This is a genomic window from Dickeya chrysanthemi NCPPB 402 (assembly GCF_000406105.1).
Classification (GTDB): Bacteria; Pseudomonadota; Gammaproteobacteria; order Enterobacterales; family Enterobacteriaceae; genus Dickeya; species Dickeya chrysanthemi.
In genome coordinates this window covers 442,145-457,173 of record NZ_CM001974.1, presented here as the reverse complement: position 1 = coordinate 457,173, position 15,029 = coordinate 442,145, and the positions used below count along the sequence as shown (strand labels likewise).

Genomic DNA, 15,029 nt, shown 5'->3' with positions numbered 1-15,029 from the left:
TGACCCTTGTTGTTATTGTCATAAACACCGTTCCCCGAGGCTCTGTTTACCCTTGTTGTCTATCGCGGGTGATCTGGCCGATATCATTCAACGCCTGCTCCATCGCCGCCAACCGCTGCTGTGTATCATCCCCAAGATGTTGTAGCTGCTGTTCCAGATCCGGGGCGAATTGCATCGCTCCCAGGCCGGTAGTTAACCGGCTGGTAGTTAACCGGCCGGTATTCGTATTCGCACCGTTAGCGTTGATGTCGCGCCAACTGCCGCCGGAGAACACCGCCATCGGCGACAAAGAAGGCAGAGTGATGCCCGAAAACAGCCCCGCCAGTGAAGAACTGCCGCCCAACGCACCGCCAGTGTTAAAGCTGGGGAATGACCCCAGCGAACTTTCAAACAGAGTGGCGCCGCCGGAAACGGCACCCTGTACAAAAGCGCCGGCTATCTGGCTGACCGGTGCGCCATTATTGACTTGTGGCGCACGTTGGGCAGCCTGAAAGATGGTTGACGCCGCCGTTGCGTTATCTGCGGTGGCGCCAGTATTCATCGCGCCAAGCGACGTAGATGAGAACAACGCCCCTAACGTCACCGGTGCCGCCGGCGCCACCGTCACAACCGGCACGGGCGTAGCCGTCGGCTGCACGCTCGTGCCGCCATTGATCCTGAATTCCGGATCGCCGCCGTCCACCGTACCGGCGGCCACGACCAACCCGAAGGTAGTACTGACCGACGCGTTGCCGCCGTCGGTCGCCGTCACCCGAATAGTCAGGTTGCCCACATCGCCGTTGCCCGGCGTGCCCGAGAAGGTGCGGGTTGACGGGTTGAAACTCAGCCAACCCGGCAGTGCCGAGCCATCCGACTGTGTCGCGCTCAGCGTCAGCGTGTCGCCGGTATCCGGATCGGTGAAAATGCCGCCCGGCACGGTCAGGCTAAAGTTACCGTTCTGCGCCACCGTCTGCGCAGCCAGTGAACCGGATACCACCGGCGCATCGTTGACGTTGGTGACGTTCAACCCGAAGGTAGTACTGACCGAGGCGTTGCTGCCGTCGGTCGCCGTCACCCGGATGGTCAGGTTACCCACATCGTTGCTGCCCGGCGTGCCCGAGAAGGTGCGGGTTGCCGGGTTAAAGCTCAGCCAGCCCGGCAGCGCCGAGCCATCCGACTGTGTCGCGCTCAGCGTCAGCGTGTCGCCGGTATCCGGATCGGTAAAGGTGCCGGCCGGTACGGTAAAACTGAAACCGCCGTTCTGTGCAATAGCCTGGTCCGCTACCGGTACGGAAACGACCGGCGGAAGATTACTGTTGTTGACTGTCAGCCCGAACGTGGTACTGACCGAGGCGTTGCTGCCGTCGGTCGCCGTCACCCGGATGGTCAGGTTGCCCACATCGCCGTTACCCGGTGTACCCGAGAAGGTGCGGGTTGACGGGTTAAAACTCAGCCAGCCCGGCAGCGCCGAGCCATCCGACTGTGTCGCGCTCAGCGTCAGCGTGTCGCCGGTATCCACATCGACAAAAGCACCGCCAGGCACGGTGAAACTGAACGCCGTATCTTTGGTGGCGCTTTGGGTACTGACCGAACTTCCCACAGTGGGCGCATCATTCACGCTGGTTACCACCAGCGACGCTTGTGCGCTGTTGGTCGAAAACGCACTGCTGCCGCCAGTAGTCGAGGTATCCGCCAGGCCCTTGCTGGCACCCGCCGTGGCGGTACCGCTGGTTTGATCCCAGGCTCTGAAACCCAGTGTTGCGGTTTCGCCATTGGCGCTGTCCGGCACATAGCGAACCTGTGCCGTCGAGCTCAGCAACAGTGCCGATGAGCCGGAGACCGTCCCGATAGAAAACCAGTTGGCCCCGCTGTCGGTGGAGTATTGCCAGCCGCCGTTCCCTGCCGTCGTGGTAATAGCGATGCCGCTGGATGCTCCGCTGTCGACATCGCCATAGCCCGCGTTGCTGAGCAACGACGATACCGTGGTGGCGGACGACGTCACGTCTTCTGTCGTCGATGTCAACGTTACGGTCGTGCCGTTTGACAAGGTAGGCGCATCGTTAACCGCGGTGACATTCAGCGTCATGGTGCCGGTATTAGCGGAGGAGGCGGTGCCGTCGCTGACCGTCCAGTTGAAGGTGGCATAACCCGCGCCGTTGGCATTCGCCGCCGGGCGGAAGGTCAGTTTGCCGATGTTGGCCGCGCTGACCACCGCCCCGTCGCCAAGCAACGTATCGCCGACGCCGCGCACACCGTCGCTGTTGGCGTCAATAAACAGCTCGCCCGCCGTCGGCGCGATGACGATGGTGATGGATTGCAGCGTATTGCCGCTGTCTACGTCACTGAAACCGAAATCCGCGGCGCTGAAGGTTTGGGCGCTATCCTCATTGAAGGTTTTGTTGACCGATGTATTGCTGATGACCGGCGCGTCGTTAACCGCCGTCACGTTGAGGGTCATCGTCCCCATATTTGCGGACGACGCCGTGCCGTCGTTGACCGTCCAGTTGAAGGTGGCATAACCCGCGCCGTTGGCATTCGCCGCCGGGCGGAAGGTCAGTTTGCCGATGTTGGCCGAACCGACCACCGCCCCGTCGCCAAGCAACGTATCGCCGACGCCGCGCACACCGTCGCTGTTGGCGTCAATAAACAGCTCGCCGGCGGTCGGCGCGGTGACGATGGTGATAGATTGCAGCGTGTCGCCGCTGTCCACATCGCTGAAACCGAAATCCGCGGCGCTGAAAGTCTGCGCACTATCCTCATTGAAGGTTTTGCTGACCGACGTGTTGCTGATGACCGGCGCATCATTGACCGGCGTGATGCTCAGTACCGCCTGATTGCTGCCGCTACTGTTGAGCGAGCCGTCGTTAAAGGTCCAGTTCAGGGTGGCGCTGGCCGGTGGATCGTCAGAACTGTTGGCATAGGTCAGGGATTGCAGCACGGCATCGACCATCGCCGAGGTGGCATTGCTGTTAAACGTCAGCGTCAGCGTACCGCCCGAATTGGTCGTGACGCTGCCCACGGCAGTACCGTTGTACGTGAAGTTTTGCCCTTGCGTCAGCGACCCCAACAGCCCGCTATTGCCGAAGGTATCGTTACTGCTGGCCCCACCATTGCGGGCGATGGTGATCGACGCGCCGTTATAGTTGCCCTGTCCGCTGTTAAGCGCGCCGAGTTCGGTATCGGCGACGGTGACATTATTATCCATCACCACCGCGCTGCCATTTTCGGTATAGGTCGCGCCGCCGTTAAGGTTGCTGAATACGGGGGCAGTGTTGGACGATGTGGTGACATCGACCTTGGTTGCACTGAGTATCTGGTTGTTGGCGCTGTCTTTTGCCACCACATACACGTCGTAGCTACTTGCACCGTTTAATCCCGTGACACTAAAGGAATAGGTATAGGGTGCGCTGCCGACGACATGGCTGCCGGAACCGACTGCCGTCGCCCCTGAGGCATTCTGCCCGGCGATAATCTGACTCACGCTGGGTGCTGAAGCCCCGTCAGCGACAATCACGTAATAAATCGTACCCGCTTCATCTATGCTGGCGGAAAGGTCAAAACCGCTCGCGCTGATGTTGGTCGCCGCAGGCGCTACGTCAAATGTCGGCCTGACATCATCACTTACCGTGACTGAAAAGACTTTTTGATAGGTGTCGGTACCGTCACTCACCTGTATCCGCACAGAATAGGTGCCGGCCGTCATCGTGGCGGCGTTATTCACTTTCAGCGTGTTGCCGGTAATCGAAAACAAACTGTTATCGGTGCTGCCGGTGCCGGATACCAGCGTATAGGTAAAGGAATTGGAATCGACATCCGTCGCACTGAGCGTGCCGACCGTGCCATTGCTGCCCAACGATTGCCCGATGCTACTTGACGTGAGCGAGATATCCGTTGGGGCATCATTGACGGCATGAACCGTCACCTGACTACTGAGACTGGGCGAAGTCGTGTTATTGGTACTGCCGTTATCGGTTAGCTGGCTGAGCGTCACCGTGCGCGAGGTGACGGAAGGGTTTTCACTGCTATTGCGGTAAGTCATACCCGACAATAACGTGTTCATACTGGCGTCACTCATAACCGCGCCAGATAAGGTCACCGTTGCCGTGCCGCCACTCTTGCTGACGCTGGCGGTGCCGTAACCACTGCCCAGAGAGAGGCTATTACCGTTGGTGAGTGCAACATCCACCCCGTTAATCGTCAGGTATTCCGTGCTGTCGGCCACATTGCTGACGGTAAAAACCACACCGCTAAACGTCTGCCCGCTGTCATTGGTAGAAGCCGTCACACCTGAAAACAGGCTAACGCCAGAGCCATTTTCCGTGTAGGTAGGATTGGTCGCGCTACCGGTAACCGTGGGCGCGGTATCCGTCGATACATTGACCGATGTGAACGTGAAGACTATTGTCCCATTAGTAAACCCGCCGTTCCCTACATCAATATGGATGGTTTTACCGGAAACGGTAGCGGTCACATCGTTGGTGTTTACCCCTGAACTGGAGGTCTTGTTAATACCGGTAAAATGGTCGAGACTGCCGCCCTGAAACACCAGGTCAAACCCTGTGTCCAGCGATGCGCCACTGCTATAAGTAATCGTAATCGTGTTATTCGTCGGGTCGATATCAATAGGATTGCCATTGTTATCAAATTCAACACTGCTACCTACCGACGTCGAGGGATAGTACTCCGTGTTCGGATCATTAAGCGCGGTCACCGTGACCGAGGTGCTATTCACCGACAACAGATTGGTATAACTGCTGATAACCAAATCCTGTACGCCAATCTCTCCGGTATGAAATTCTGTTACCCAATCACCACCGAGCGCCGATGCCCCTGTAGGATTGGTTGACGCCGCCACGTCTGCCGAGGTCAACTGCGCCAGCAGAGAAGCAAACTGTTGCCCGGACGCCTGCGCCACATCACAGCCATATAGCAGGAAATCACCATCGGCATTCAGAGCTGCACCGAGCGTCGCCAGATCATTGGCACGGGCAAGAGCGGTGGCGCTGTTTAGCGTCAGGGTACCGAGTTGTGCGGTTCCCTCACTGCCATGACTGAGTACATGAATGGCGTCGTAACCGCTGTGCGTTTGCGCCCATACGGCCATCTGCGTCAAACCATCTTTGCTGCCGTCCAGCAATACCACTTCCATCCCGGCCGGAACGTTGGCAGCCAGCGTCTGATAACCGGCCACCGAGGTATCGATAAACACCGCTTCTTTGTGTACGGTTGCTGCCGCAACATCACTGCTATCTGCAGCGGTACTCGTCGTTGAGTGATTGTCAGTTGAATTACCGTCAGTTGAGGTACTCTTGGCGGCTACACTCTGATTGGCATCCTGGCCTGCATGACTACTGTTATCAGACTGGGATGCCGTCTCAGTCGACGTCGTGTGGGTAGCCGTGCTGGCCGTTTGGGTCTCGGTAGTGTGTGTCTCTGTCGTCTGCTCGACTGTGGCTGCAATTGCGCCGTCAAACAGCATACGGGCTTCCAGTACATAACCGCAGACAAAAGGTTGTACAGCCGTTTCAGCGACAGCGGTTGGTTGGCTAGCCTGCTTTTTAAAAAATTGACGCCACAGCATAAAAAACTCCGATGTTTATCGGTAATTAACGACAGATACATTCAGCCTGATTAACCGGTTTATACGCACGTTTACCTTTACCGGCTCGAATAATCCGGCAAGGAAGCCAGGCAACCTTGCCAGATACATCAGACTCAATCTCTTGGTGGATAGAGCCCCAATACAGCAATACACGGCAACAAGGTCAGTGACTGCGGCCGAATATCCACAGGCGCTGCCGCAGGAAGATTAGGCTGCACGCTAACAGACCCGCCGGTCGGCACTTTAAACGTGAAAGCAGCGGTTCCCGCCGAACCCGACACGGTGGTGTCGACAGGGGCTGATGCCGTTACCGGACTCGGTTTCGTCTGTGAGAACAATCCGGTAAAACTGACGTTATAACTTGATAAGCCATTAATCGCTTTGGCCGTCAGGGCACCAAGATAGTTACTGGTTCCTGTCGGTACGGGGGTTGTCGTCGCCGTACCGCTGGCGGTCGTGACAAGCGGTAGTGAGGCTGCCACACTTAAGGTGCTCGGCTGTGCCGGAACCGTAACATCAACTGACGACCCACCGGGTGTAAAGGTGGCTGGATGGATATGCGGCGCAATCTGGTTGTTCGATAATGTCACGGAGGCCTTACCGGCTTTTGCCCCTATATTATTGGAGTCGGCGCTACCAGAACCTTGACCAAGAGGAAAACGGCCACGTAAGTCAGGCACGTTAAACGTTGTTTTGCCATCACCACCGTAGGTGGTGCTTAATAAGGAATAAAGCGCGCTATTTTGCTGAATAGTCAGTGCACGTCCATCCGCCGGAACAAAACCGGAAGGACAAAATTGCGCTGCGGTATAACAGACAGAGCCAATGTATTCTTCCGAACCACAGGCTGAAGCAATCTGAGGCCATAAAATACCTCCAACCATGGCTACAGTTATCGCTGTTTGGGTAAAAACCTTCTTAGCATGCATCATGGATATCTCTCCTCACCATCGTAAAAGTGTTATCTATGCGATTTATTGGATGATTATTGGTATGACCCCAAAAATACTGGAGAAATACATAGAATATGAAATAGTTTCAAATTGAAACAAAATATATTTTATCAATCACAATAAAAACATAGTTGAAGCAGGAGAGATTGTCCGCCGGCTGAATAAAATTATTTCCCGAACCATCACACAAACAACAATTCAGTAAAATTAATTATATGACGCGTTTTATCGTCATTAAAAAATCGCATTAGCCACATCAAAATCCGCTTTCCCGGATCCCGAGCGCGGCAATTCGACGCCATACCGCGCCAAGAATGGATTCCGTTTCGCCTTCCAGCATCACGCTGCCTCGTAACGGCTGTTGCGGCGGCGGGAACTGCCCCTGCTGAACCGCGAAACGCACACGGTACTGCGCCTGGACGGGCTGAGGGTTATGATCCCTGTCGCGACGCACGGCGATCGGGCCGTGGCGATCGGACGCCAGCATTTCCTGCTGTAACCAGGCGGTGCCGGTGGGCGCAATGTCTTTCAGTTGTACCGCCAGACGGGGATAAGCCGGATCATCGGCGATAAAAGCGCCCGTCATGCCCGCTTTTGCGCGCGTCAGGGAGTCTTCGGGCAAATACCCCTGCACTTTCCCGGCGCCTTGCTCAACAACGCGTAACAAGGGCATGTCGGTGGTCAGCCAGCGACCTTCCGTCATATCCCGCGCCATATCTCTCACCTGCCCCGCTTGCGGCGCGGTGAGAGACAACCGCTGGCGTTGCGCATCCAGCCCCCGATAGCGAGCCAACGATTCCGCCAGTTGACGGTCAAGTACCTGGGTTTCGCCGGCGGTTTCCTGACGCCCGGCTCCCCGCTGCCGTTGCTGTTGCAAAACGGCAATCTGCTGACGTTCGATATTGATGCGGTAGTCCAAATCGGACGATGTCAGCTCCAGCAGTTTCTCACCGGCTTGCACCTGCTGGCCGTCGGCGACGTATAACGCTTTTACCTGTGCAGGAATCGGCGCATACAGCGCACTGACGTTTTCCGCTTCCAGTACGGCGGGAATACGGATGCTGCCGCGCCAGGGAAACAGCAGCAACACCAGTACCGCCGCCAACATCAGCCCCGAACGCAACAGGCTGACGGGATGAGCAATTTTACGCATGGACCACCAGATACGGGCCTCCTTAACGATCGGCAACGCGATGAACCAGCCAATTTCCACCGACATCAGCACAATGCCGACCACCTTAATGAAAAAGTGATACACCATCAGCGCAATACCGAAAAACAGAAAAAAGCGCCATACCCATGAGGCATAACCCCATATCAACAGCTTGCGCCGCATCGGCGGCGACCAGGTCTGCGGTGCCGGATGACCATAACCAAACAACACCTCGCGCAGCCGCCATCGGCACAGGGCATACGCGCGTTCCTGCAGGTTTTCCACCCGCCAGAAATCGCTCAGTAAAAAGTACCCGTCAAAACGCATCAGAGGGTTGAGGTTAACCACCAGCGTCGTTATCCAGGTGGCGCTGGAGAGCATGAAGGCGGCGGTACGCACCGGGCCATCAGGCAACAGCGCCCAGGCCAGTAACGCAACGCAAGCCAGCATCAGTTCCGCCAGAATACCGCCGGCGCTTACCAATAACCGGGCGCGCTGATCCTTCAGTTTCCAGGCATCGCTGACATCGGTATAAAACAACGGGAACAGCACGATAAACGCCACGCCCATGGTCTGCACCCGGCAACCGGCACGCTTAGCCATAAAAGCATGCCCCAGTTCGTGGATAAATTTGGCGAAGACCAGTGCGATGCCGAAAGCCGCCATTCCTTGCAGGCTGAACAGGTGAGGAAACGAGTGGGTATAGCGCACCCAGTCACGGCTCACCAGAAAGCCCCCCAACAGCAGTATTAACGGTAACGCCAGCCGTAGGAATAGCAGGCCGTAACGTTGCAGCCAGGGCCAGCAACGGTTGAGCAATGGGTCCGGTCGCCATAGCGGAATGCGAAAAAACAGATACTGGTGTAGCAGGGTTTTCCACAGGCTGACACGCAATGCCGCCGCCTTGATGGCATACCCTTGTCGTTGCACCGGGTCGCTGGCGGCTATCAGATCGTGATTGCGCAGAAACCGCAATAACTGCTCCAACTCGCGGCCCTGCAACGGCAGACCCGGCTCACGGTTAGCCGCCTCCAGCACCGATTGCGGATGACGCAGCGACCAGTGGCGTAACAGGCGAATCGCCGAAGGCGTCAGCGTGAAATAGCGTCCGGTAACCGGGTCGGCCAGCAACCATTGCGGCGCACCGTCGAGGCCGGTCGCCGACTCCACCAGTTGCAGATCCGTTCTCAGTGCGGGCAAAAAATGCCCCGTTCCGCCATTGGTCATAATCCAACCGACTGACGTAACACGGCGAGCGGCCGTCGGAACAGATACACCGCCAGCGGCACGTATTCACCCGAGATTTTCGCCGTACCACGCAGCCCGATGCGCGGCGGTTCGCCGTTAAAACGGGCATCCAGCCGATAGGCCAGATTGCCCGCCGGGGTTTGTTCCGATTCATACGCAATACGATCCAGCAGCGCGCCATGCGGCGTTATCGGGTCGCTATCAAGAAACAAGGTGATCGGCGCATCCGGCTCCAGCCGAATCGCATCGCCGACATCCAGCTCGATACGCAGCGACACGGAAGCCGGATCAGCCAGATCCATCAGTCGTTCGCCGGTACGGACCGGTTTTCCGGTCCAGCGTTCGGCATCGGCAAACACCGCAATGCCATCCCGCTCCGCCCGAATCTCGGTACGGCTCAGCAAAGCGTTGGCATAATCGCGCTCGGCACGCTTCTGCGCCACCTGCGCGGCAAGAAAATCCAGCCTGGCCTTGGAATCGGCATCCTGAAAGGCACGTTGCGAGCTGGCGCGGTACTCCGCCTCCGCCACGTTCAACGACCTTTCAGCCACATCCGCCTGGGCTTTCAGCGTGGTATCGTCGATACGCACCAGCAGGTCTCCCTTGCGTACCCCCTGATTCGGCTGAACGGCAAACGCCTGAATCACGCCGTCCAACGGTGCCGCCACTACACGCCCGTTGAGCGGAATCACCTCGGCCGGCGCCAGCACCGACTGTCGCACCGGAATAAACAGGCACCCAACGACCACCAGCAGCGGGACAGCCAGTTTCCAGCGTCGGCGCGTGCGCCGCCAGACCGGTTGCGGCTCCAGCGCCAGCCAGGCATGGCTGAACGTATGCGCCAGTTGTTCCACCAGTAATTGCTCGGCGGGCTGCCAGGGCTGTTCACGGGCATACCAGATGCCGCCGAACAGACGTCCTTGCCTATCTTTCAACGGTGCCCACAGCACTTCAGGCGCCGATAACGCTAGCCAGTCATTGCGGCTTTGTTGATCCAGCCATGCCGCATCCACCACCGCGCACTGCTCATGCTGTTGAGCACGCTGCAACTGCACACAGGCCCGTTCGATAAACGCCACAAAAGGAGCATGGGGAGCCGGCTGGGTGACGCCGGTCACCGCCCGTACCGTCCCATTAATCACCAAGGCGGCATGACGGAAACCGAACAGCGTCTGGCTGTCGTTGACGATGCAATACGCCAGTGCTTCGGCGGTATCTGCCGAACGCGCCTGACGCTCAATGTCTAAAAAACGGGCGAAGATACGCTCGCCGGCAACAGGGGGCGTAGTACTCACGGTTTCTCCGGGAAATGGGCCGTACCGCTCATACCGGCCATCAGCGCGGCGTCTTTGGTTTCGATAACACCGGTCAGACCGAGGGTCTGGCTGCTTTCGTCGATACGCGCCCCCAGACGGGAAACACGGGCTTGTAACGGCGTGCCGGTTTCATCCGGCGTAAACGTGAAGACCAGACCGGACTTGAGTATGGTCAACCAACGGGATGGCACCAGTAGGTTAATTTCCAGATGGCGATTGTTGACGATATCCAGCACCGGCGCCCCTGGCGCTACGCTTTCATACGCTTGTGCACGCCGCCTGACCACCTGCCCGTCAAACGGCGCCGCAATACGGCAACGGTTAACCTGAATCTGATAGACCTGGCTTTCCGCCTGTGCCTGCGCCAGACGCGCGGCAGACAAAGACACGGCATGCTTACCCACCGATTTCAACTGCGCCAGTTGCTGATTCTGATCCAGCTCCGCCTGCGCTGCCCGCATCGCCGCCTGCGAAGCCGCTAACTGCGCCTGATAGATGCTGCAGTCAAAACGCGCCAACAGGTCACCTTTTTTGAACGACTCCCCTTCCCGGAACGGCATTTCTACGATACGCCCGGCCAGATCACTGGAAATCGTCGCCTGCTCCACCGCTACCAATATCCCACGCGCCTGATTGTCCGACGATGCCGTCAACTGACCAGGATGAGTCGGATTAATCAATAACGGGTCGTCAGCCTGCGCCTGTGCGTGATAAACCCAGACGCAAAACGTCAGCAGCCCCAGAGCCCGACAGAAAACGGAGTGATTGAAATTGTTCACACTAACCTGCCTTGATTGCGCGAAGGTGTGTGCAAAATCAGAAGGTATAAAGACCAACCATCTGAATTTCCACCGATTAACTATGCTTATTTTTGCAATTATAGTAGACCAGCAACGGCGGAAAGGCGATGTAAGTCCAGTACCCGATTGCGGAATTTGTGGTCATGGTCAGTGATAACAGCGCTCAGTGACAACAACGCCCAATGATGGCACATCAACCGGCAAGTGATTGAAGATGACACAGTGACGGGCTGGCACGGCAATAACGGTTCCCGTGCCGCGTTCAGACAACTCGCATGTTTCATTACAATATCATTGACGCCGATTGATAAAACATCGACGCGGCAAAAAGCGAGATGATGAGCGACGCACCGCGGTAGAACAGCATCGGTTTTACCCTACGCTGTGATGTATTGCTAAGACGCATCAGCGTGCCGAAATAGAGCCATATAAAAGAAACAGGGAATAAGGCTAATAACAAGCTCACCATCGCGTGAATATAGCTCGCCTGATAAATGAAGGCAGAGGGTGGAATAATAGAGTCGGCAAATAAAAATGCCTTAGGATTGAGCAATGTCGTGATAAACACCGTACCCGATGTTATAGTTCCATTTATTTGATGAAATGAGAACCGCCAGACTTTCACCGCCAGATAAATGACATAAAAAGCCGAAAGCAGTTTAATCACACCCAGCATTAAACCGCCGTACCGTACCAGATAGGTAAATAATAACCCCCATGCTGTTACCGCCAATAAGTATCCGGCCCACTCGGATAGAACAAGTCTGGCGCTTTTAATAACTCCTTGGGTATAACTGGCACAAAGAAGTAATGTGTTAGTCGGCCCGGGTATAATCAAAAATAATGCGATATACAAGATCACTTTCAGGTATTCATAACTCATACTGATATTCCTTCAATGAAGCGTCATCACCGCTGAGCGAGTATTATTCTGAGATCGGCATCGCAACCTAATTCGCCGTCTCAACAAAACCGTCACCTTTTTATCGGGATCTGCTAAACTGGGTTCCTTGTCTGATAACGTATTTGGTTTGTTGATGAACACCTCCCACCCCCACCATGAAGCAGAGACAACATCCATTAATATTGGAAATAAAATCAAACAATTAAGAATGACCAGAAATATCTCGCTTAATGATCTTTCCAGGTTATCAGGCGTGTCGAAAGCCGCATTATCCAAACTGGAATCGGGTAACTCAAACCCACGTGTCGATACCTTAGACGCCATTGCCGGTGCTTTACGTGTTCCTTTAAGCGACTTACTCGCAGTTAACACCAGCACCTATCCTTACATGGAAAGAAATACGCCTATGCAAGGAGAGTATTCCCAAAAGATGAAATTTCGCATCGGTTTGGGTAATATTTCAGAAATATGGCATTTGCAAATGAATCCTGGCGTTATTATCAATAGCCCTCCGCACGCATCGGGAACCCATGAGCATATTCTGGTGCATTCTGGTTCACTCACGCTTAAACTTGCCGATGACGAAAGCATCGTACTTAAGACCGGTGATTTTTATTGTTTCTCTGGCAGTATCTTTCACTCATATATCTGTACTGACCATGCCGTCAGTGCGACAGTCGTGATGTCCAATTCCATTCAGGTTTAATCAAACGGGGCACAGAAGCCCCGCTGTGCAATAGCACACCCATTCATTAATACATTATTATTCCATGTCGACATCTGAAATAAAGCGGAAAATAATGTCGCCGACATCTGACCCGGATTGAATAAAATGCCCACCCGGCACGCTCTCCATTCGGTATATACCGCTGGTACATTCGCACCAGCGGGCGGGAGCATCGGGCAGATACGGGTCATCTTCTCCATAGAGCAATAATACCGGCACGCCGTTCAGCGGCTCCGTATCTTCGGTACGAATAGAATTGGCAACAGCTAAATCGGCGGCCAGCACCTGAATAAACTGTTGGCGTAGTACATCATCCTGCGTTAACCAATCAGGCAGCTCTCCCAGTCGGGTTGCAAAATGCCAGATCGCTTGTTGTGACTCCGGGTTCAACTCCCGCCACGGGAAGCGTCTGCGGCAATGGATGGGATCGTTAGACATCACCACCAGTACGATGTCTCTTTCTGGTGTTATACGTCGACAATGCCCGGCCAGCAGATAGGCCATATAAGCCCCCAGACTATGCCCAACCAGAATAAGCCGGCCCTGCTCAGGGATACGCGCGGCAAAGTCGTCTACGATGGCGCTCACATCATACATCAGTGCTTCCTGTCGGCGTCGGCCACGCCCCGGCATCTCCATCAGCATGGTAGAAAAGGCAGAGGAAAAGCGCCGGGCTATCGTCTGCATCGATGAGGCGTTACCACCGGCATGATGAAACAATACCATGTGAGACGGGGGCTCATTCATAGCGCTTCCCCTCAAGCATACGCCCAGCCAATGCCGCCGAGACAATGATCGCTCCACCGATGCCCTGCCAAATGCCAATCACCTCGCCCATGAGCGTGACGGCAAAACCGGCGGCAAAAGCGGGTTCCATCGATAAAATGAGCCCAACCCGTGTCGGGCTGGTCAGTTTTGCCGCATAAAGTTGCATCAGAAAGGCAAATGCCGTCGCCAACAAGCTTAAAAAGAGAATATAGCCCCACACATCAAGGGGAATAGCCGGAATAGCCTGCATGGATGCCGGGTCGGAAACGCAAATAAATAGCAGGCCAAGCGCAGCAACCGTGAGCAACTCGACCAGTGTAATATTGATAAGCGAATAGGATTTACCCGCTGTCTGCTGGCCAAACATGAAGATTTGGAATCCGCGAATTAATGCCGCCAGCAGCACCAGCCAGTCGCCAAAATTAAAGCCTATGGGCCCGCTATGAGAAAAACTGATCAAACCGCCGCCGGCCAGTGAAAGAACACAGGTTACATAGATGAGTTTGCTCTGCCGCCGTTTGCCCAGAACACGCTCATAAAAAGGCACCAACACCACGGATAGCGCGATCAGAAAGCCGGCATTCGCCGCTGTTGTGTATTTCACGCCCAGGGTTTCGAGCGTCAAAATGGCATAGAGCAACGCACCGAAAATTACCCCATTCAGGACTTCGCCACGTGTAAAATCACGCAGGCGAATTCGGGTGCCCAGGAACATAAAGGGAACCGCCAACGCAAAACGCAACATCAGAAACAGAGGAACCGCCACGCCGGCATGGATGATCATCTGCATCAATGAATAACTCGCCCCCCACGACAAGGCGACGGTCAGTAATCCTAAATCCACCAGATACAGCCGTGAACGAGAAAGGTACAGCGTCGTCTCATTAGACATTAATCATTCCTCTGGGCCGAATGTTCTGCGTCATAGCTGATTCGCAGTTGATCTTTCTTAAATTTGGCTGATTTTATTGAAAAATTAATAATTTGACTGATGTCATTCACATGCGTCCCCGCACAGGGCATCGCTTCCGTATCGGGTATCAGGGAGTAGCGGTTCTCTCCTTCCCGCCATGTTTTGACCTCTCCCCCCGCAAGCAAACGTAAACTGATGCCCGCAGCTATATCCTGGAGCGGCAAACGATCCACCAATACCGCGCTGGACCCCATCGGAGAAAAGACAACTCGAGATTCTCCCGGGAAATGATGCCCGGACGTCGCCCGCCATCCATACCGGCGCATTTCCCAATTCAGCAAATGCCCGGCGGTATGCAATGCGGCATGTCGCATACGTTCCGGTGCCGACAACCGACACTGCAACCGCGTTTCCACGTCAAACTCGAGTGAAGATTGGGGATAGACGACCACCAAACCAGACTCATCTTTACGGATGCTAACGGGAATATCATTAATCCACCCGGTATCGGCGGGTTGCCCCCCGCCTTGTGGGTGAAAGATGTTCTCCCGCAGAGCCAGCCATGACCCATACGAGTCAGTGCCGGTAGCGATGACCTCGCTGGTAGCAGAAAAACAGTAGGTATCATCCAGATAGCGTTGAATTTGCATCATTTCAGGCTCCTGT

General features: G+C 55.4%; 10 protein-coding genes. 1 reads left to right on the top strand and 9 read right to left on the bottom strand.

The annotated features are described in order from the left end of the window. Positions 1 to 46 precede the first annotated feature (46 nt). The 6 genes from DCH402_RS02195 to DCH402_RS02175 all read right to left on the bottom strand — a co-directional run bounded on the left by DCH402_RS02195 (position 47) and on the right by DCH402_RS02175 (position 11,934). Positions 47 to 5,560 carry a putative Ig domain-containing protein gene (locus tag DCH402_RS02195; protein ID WP_039999397.1) on the bottom strand — a complete coding sequence of 1,838 codons (5,514 nt, stop codon included), beginning with the start codon at positions 5,558 to 5,560 and terminating at the stop codon, positions 47 to 49. A gap of 134 nt (positions 5,561 to 5,694) precedes the next feature. Next, complete coding sequence (locus tag DCH402_RS20965; RefSeq protein ID WP_071604656.1) at positions 5,695 to 6,513, bottom strand: phage tail protein; 819 nt, start codon at positions 6,511 to 6,513, stop codon at positions 5,695 to 5,697. Between the two features lie 277 nt (positions 6,514 to 6,790). Continuing rightward, positions 6,791 to 8,914, bottom strand: coding sequence for an HlyD family efflux transporter periplasmic adaptor subunit (locus DCH402_RS02190; protein WP_039999395.1), 2,124 nt, complete (start codon positions 8,912 to 8,914; stop codon positions 6,791 to 6,793). Further along, positions 8,911 to 10,230 (bottom strand): efflux RND transporter periplasmic adaptor subunit, encoded by a 1,320-nt coding sequence (locus DCH402_RS02185; RefSeq protein WP_039999394.1) that lies wholly within the window; start codon positions 10,228 to 10,230, stop codon positions 8,911 to 8,913. Before DCH402_RS02185 ends, DCH402_RS02190 begins: the two co-directional genes overlap by 4 nt. Next, the gene (locus DCH402_RS02180; protein ID WP_039999393.1) at positions 10,227 to 11,030 is read right to left on the bottom strand and encodes an efflux RND transporter periplasmic adaptor subunit; all 804 of its coding nucleotides are present in this window, start codon (positions 11,028 to 11,030) and stop codon (positions 10,227 to 10,229) included. The genes DCH402_RS02185 and DCH402_RS02180 overlap by 4 nt, the downstream gene beginning before the upstream one ends. 304 nt (positions 11,031 to 11,334) lie before the next feature. Next, positions 11,335 to 11,934, bottom strand: a complete 600-nt coding sequence (locus DCH402_RS02175; RefSeq protein ID WP_039999391.1) for a LysE family translocator — start codon at positions 11,932 to 11,934, stop codon at positions 11,335 to 11,337. A 154-nt stretch (positions 11,935 to 12,088) separates the two neighbouring features. On the opposite strand from DCH402_RS02175, the gene DCH402_RS02170 reads away from it, so the two are divergent. Next, positions 12,089 to 12,661 carry a helix-turn-helix domain-containing protein gene (locus tag DCH402_RS02170; protein ID WP_039999389.1) on the top strand — a complete coding sequence of 191 codons (573 nt, stop codon included), beginning with the start codon at positions 12,089 to 12,091 and terminating at the stop codon, positions 12,659 to 12,661. Positions 12,662 to 12,718: 57 nt separating this feature from the next. Here the strand turns inward: DCH402_RS02170 and DCH402_RS02165 are convergent, their stop codons facing one another. Genes DCH402_RS02165 through DCH402_RS02155 form a run of 3 tightly spaced genes read right to left on the bottom strand, consistent with a single transcriptional unit; the run spans position 12,719 to position 15,016 of the window. Beyond that, complete coding sequence (locus DCH402_RS02165; RefSeq protein WP_039999388.1) at positions 12,719 to 13,429, bottom strand: thioesterase II family protein; 711 nt, start codon at positions 13,427 to 13,429, stop codon at positions 12,719 to 12,721. After that, positions 13,422 to 14,342: a DMT family transporter gene (locus tag DCH402_RS02160; protein ID WP_039999386.1), complete on the bottom strand. Its 921-nt coding sequence runs from the start codon at positions 14,340 to 14,342 to the stop codon at positions 13,422 to 13,424. Before DCH402_RS02160 ends, DCH402_RS02165 begins: the two co-directional genes overlap by 8 nt. Continuing rightward, on the bottom strand, positions 14,342 to 15,016 hold the full coding sequence (locus DCH402_RS02155; RefSeq protein WP_039999384.1) for an alanyl-tRNA editing protein: 675 nt from the start codon (positions 15,014 to 15,016) through the stop codon (positions 14,342 to 14,344). The genes DCH402_RS02160 and DCH402_RS02155 overlap by 1 nt, the downstream gene beginning before the upstream one ends. Positions 15,017 to 15,029 lie beyond the last annotated feature (13 nt).

Excerpts from the sequence above, each read along its gene's own strand:
- DCH402_RS02155 (WP_039999384.1), bottom strand. The coding sequence starts at position 15,016 with ATGATGCAAATTCAACGCTATCTGGATGATACCTACTGTTTTTCTGCT.
- DCH402_RS02175 (WP_039999391.1), bottom strand. The coding sequence starts at position 11,934 with ATGAGTTATGAATACCTGAAAGTGATCTTGTATATCGCATTATTTTTG.
- DCH402_RS02195 (WP_039999397.1), bottom strand. The coding sequence starts at position 5,560 with ATGCTGTGGCGTCAATTTTTTAAAAAGCAGGCTAGCCAACCAACCGCT.
- DCH402_RS02160 (WP_039999386.1), bottom strand. The coding sequence starts at position 14,342 with ATGTCTAATGAGACGACGCTGTACCTTTCTCGTTCACGGCTGTATCTG.
- DCH402_RS20965 (WP_071604656.1), bottom strand. The coding sequence starts at position 6,513 with ATGATGCATGCTAAGAAGGTTTTTACCCAAACAGCGATAACTGTAGCC.
- DCH402_RS02190 (WP_039999395.1), bottom strand. The coding sequence starts at position 8,914 with ATGACCAATGGCGGAACGGGGCATTTTTTGCCCGCACTGAGAACGGAT.
- DCH402_RS02170 (WP_039999389.1), top strand. The coding sequence starts at position 12,089 with ATGAACACCTCCCACCCCCACCATGAAGCAGAGACAACATCCATTAAT.
- DCH402_RS02165 (WP_039999388.1), bottom strand. The coding sequence starts at position 13,429 with ATGAATGAGCCCCCGTCTCACATGGTATTGTTTCATCATGCCGGTGGT.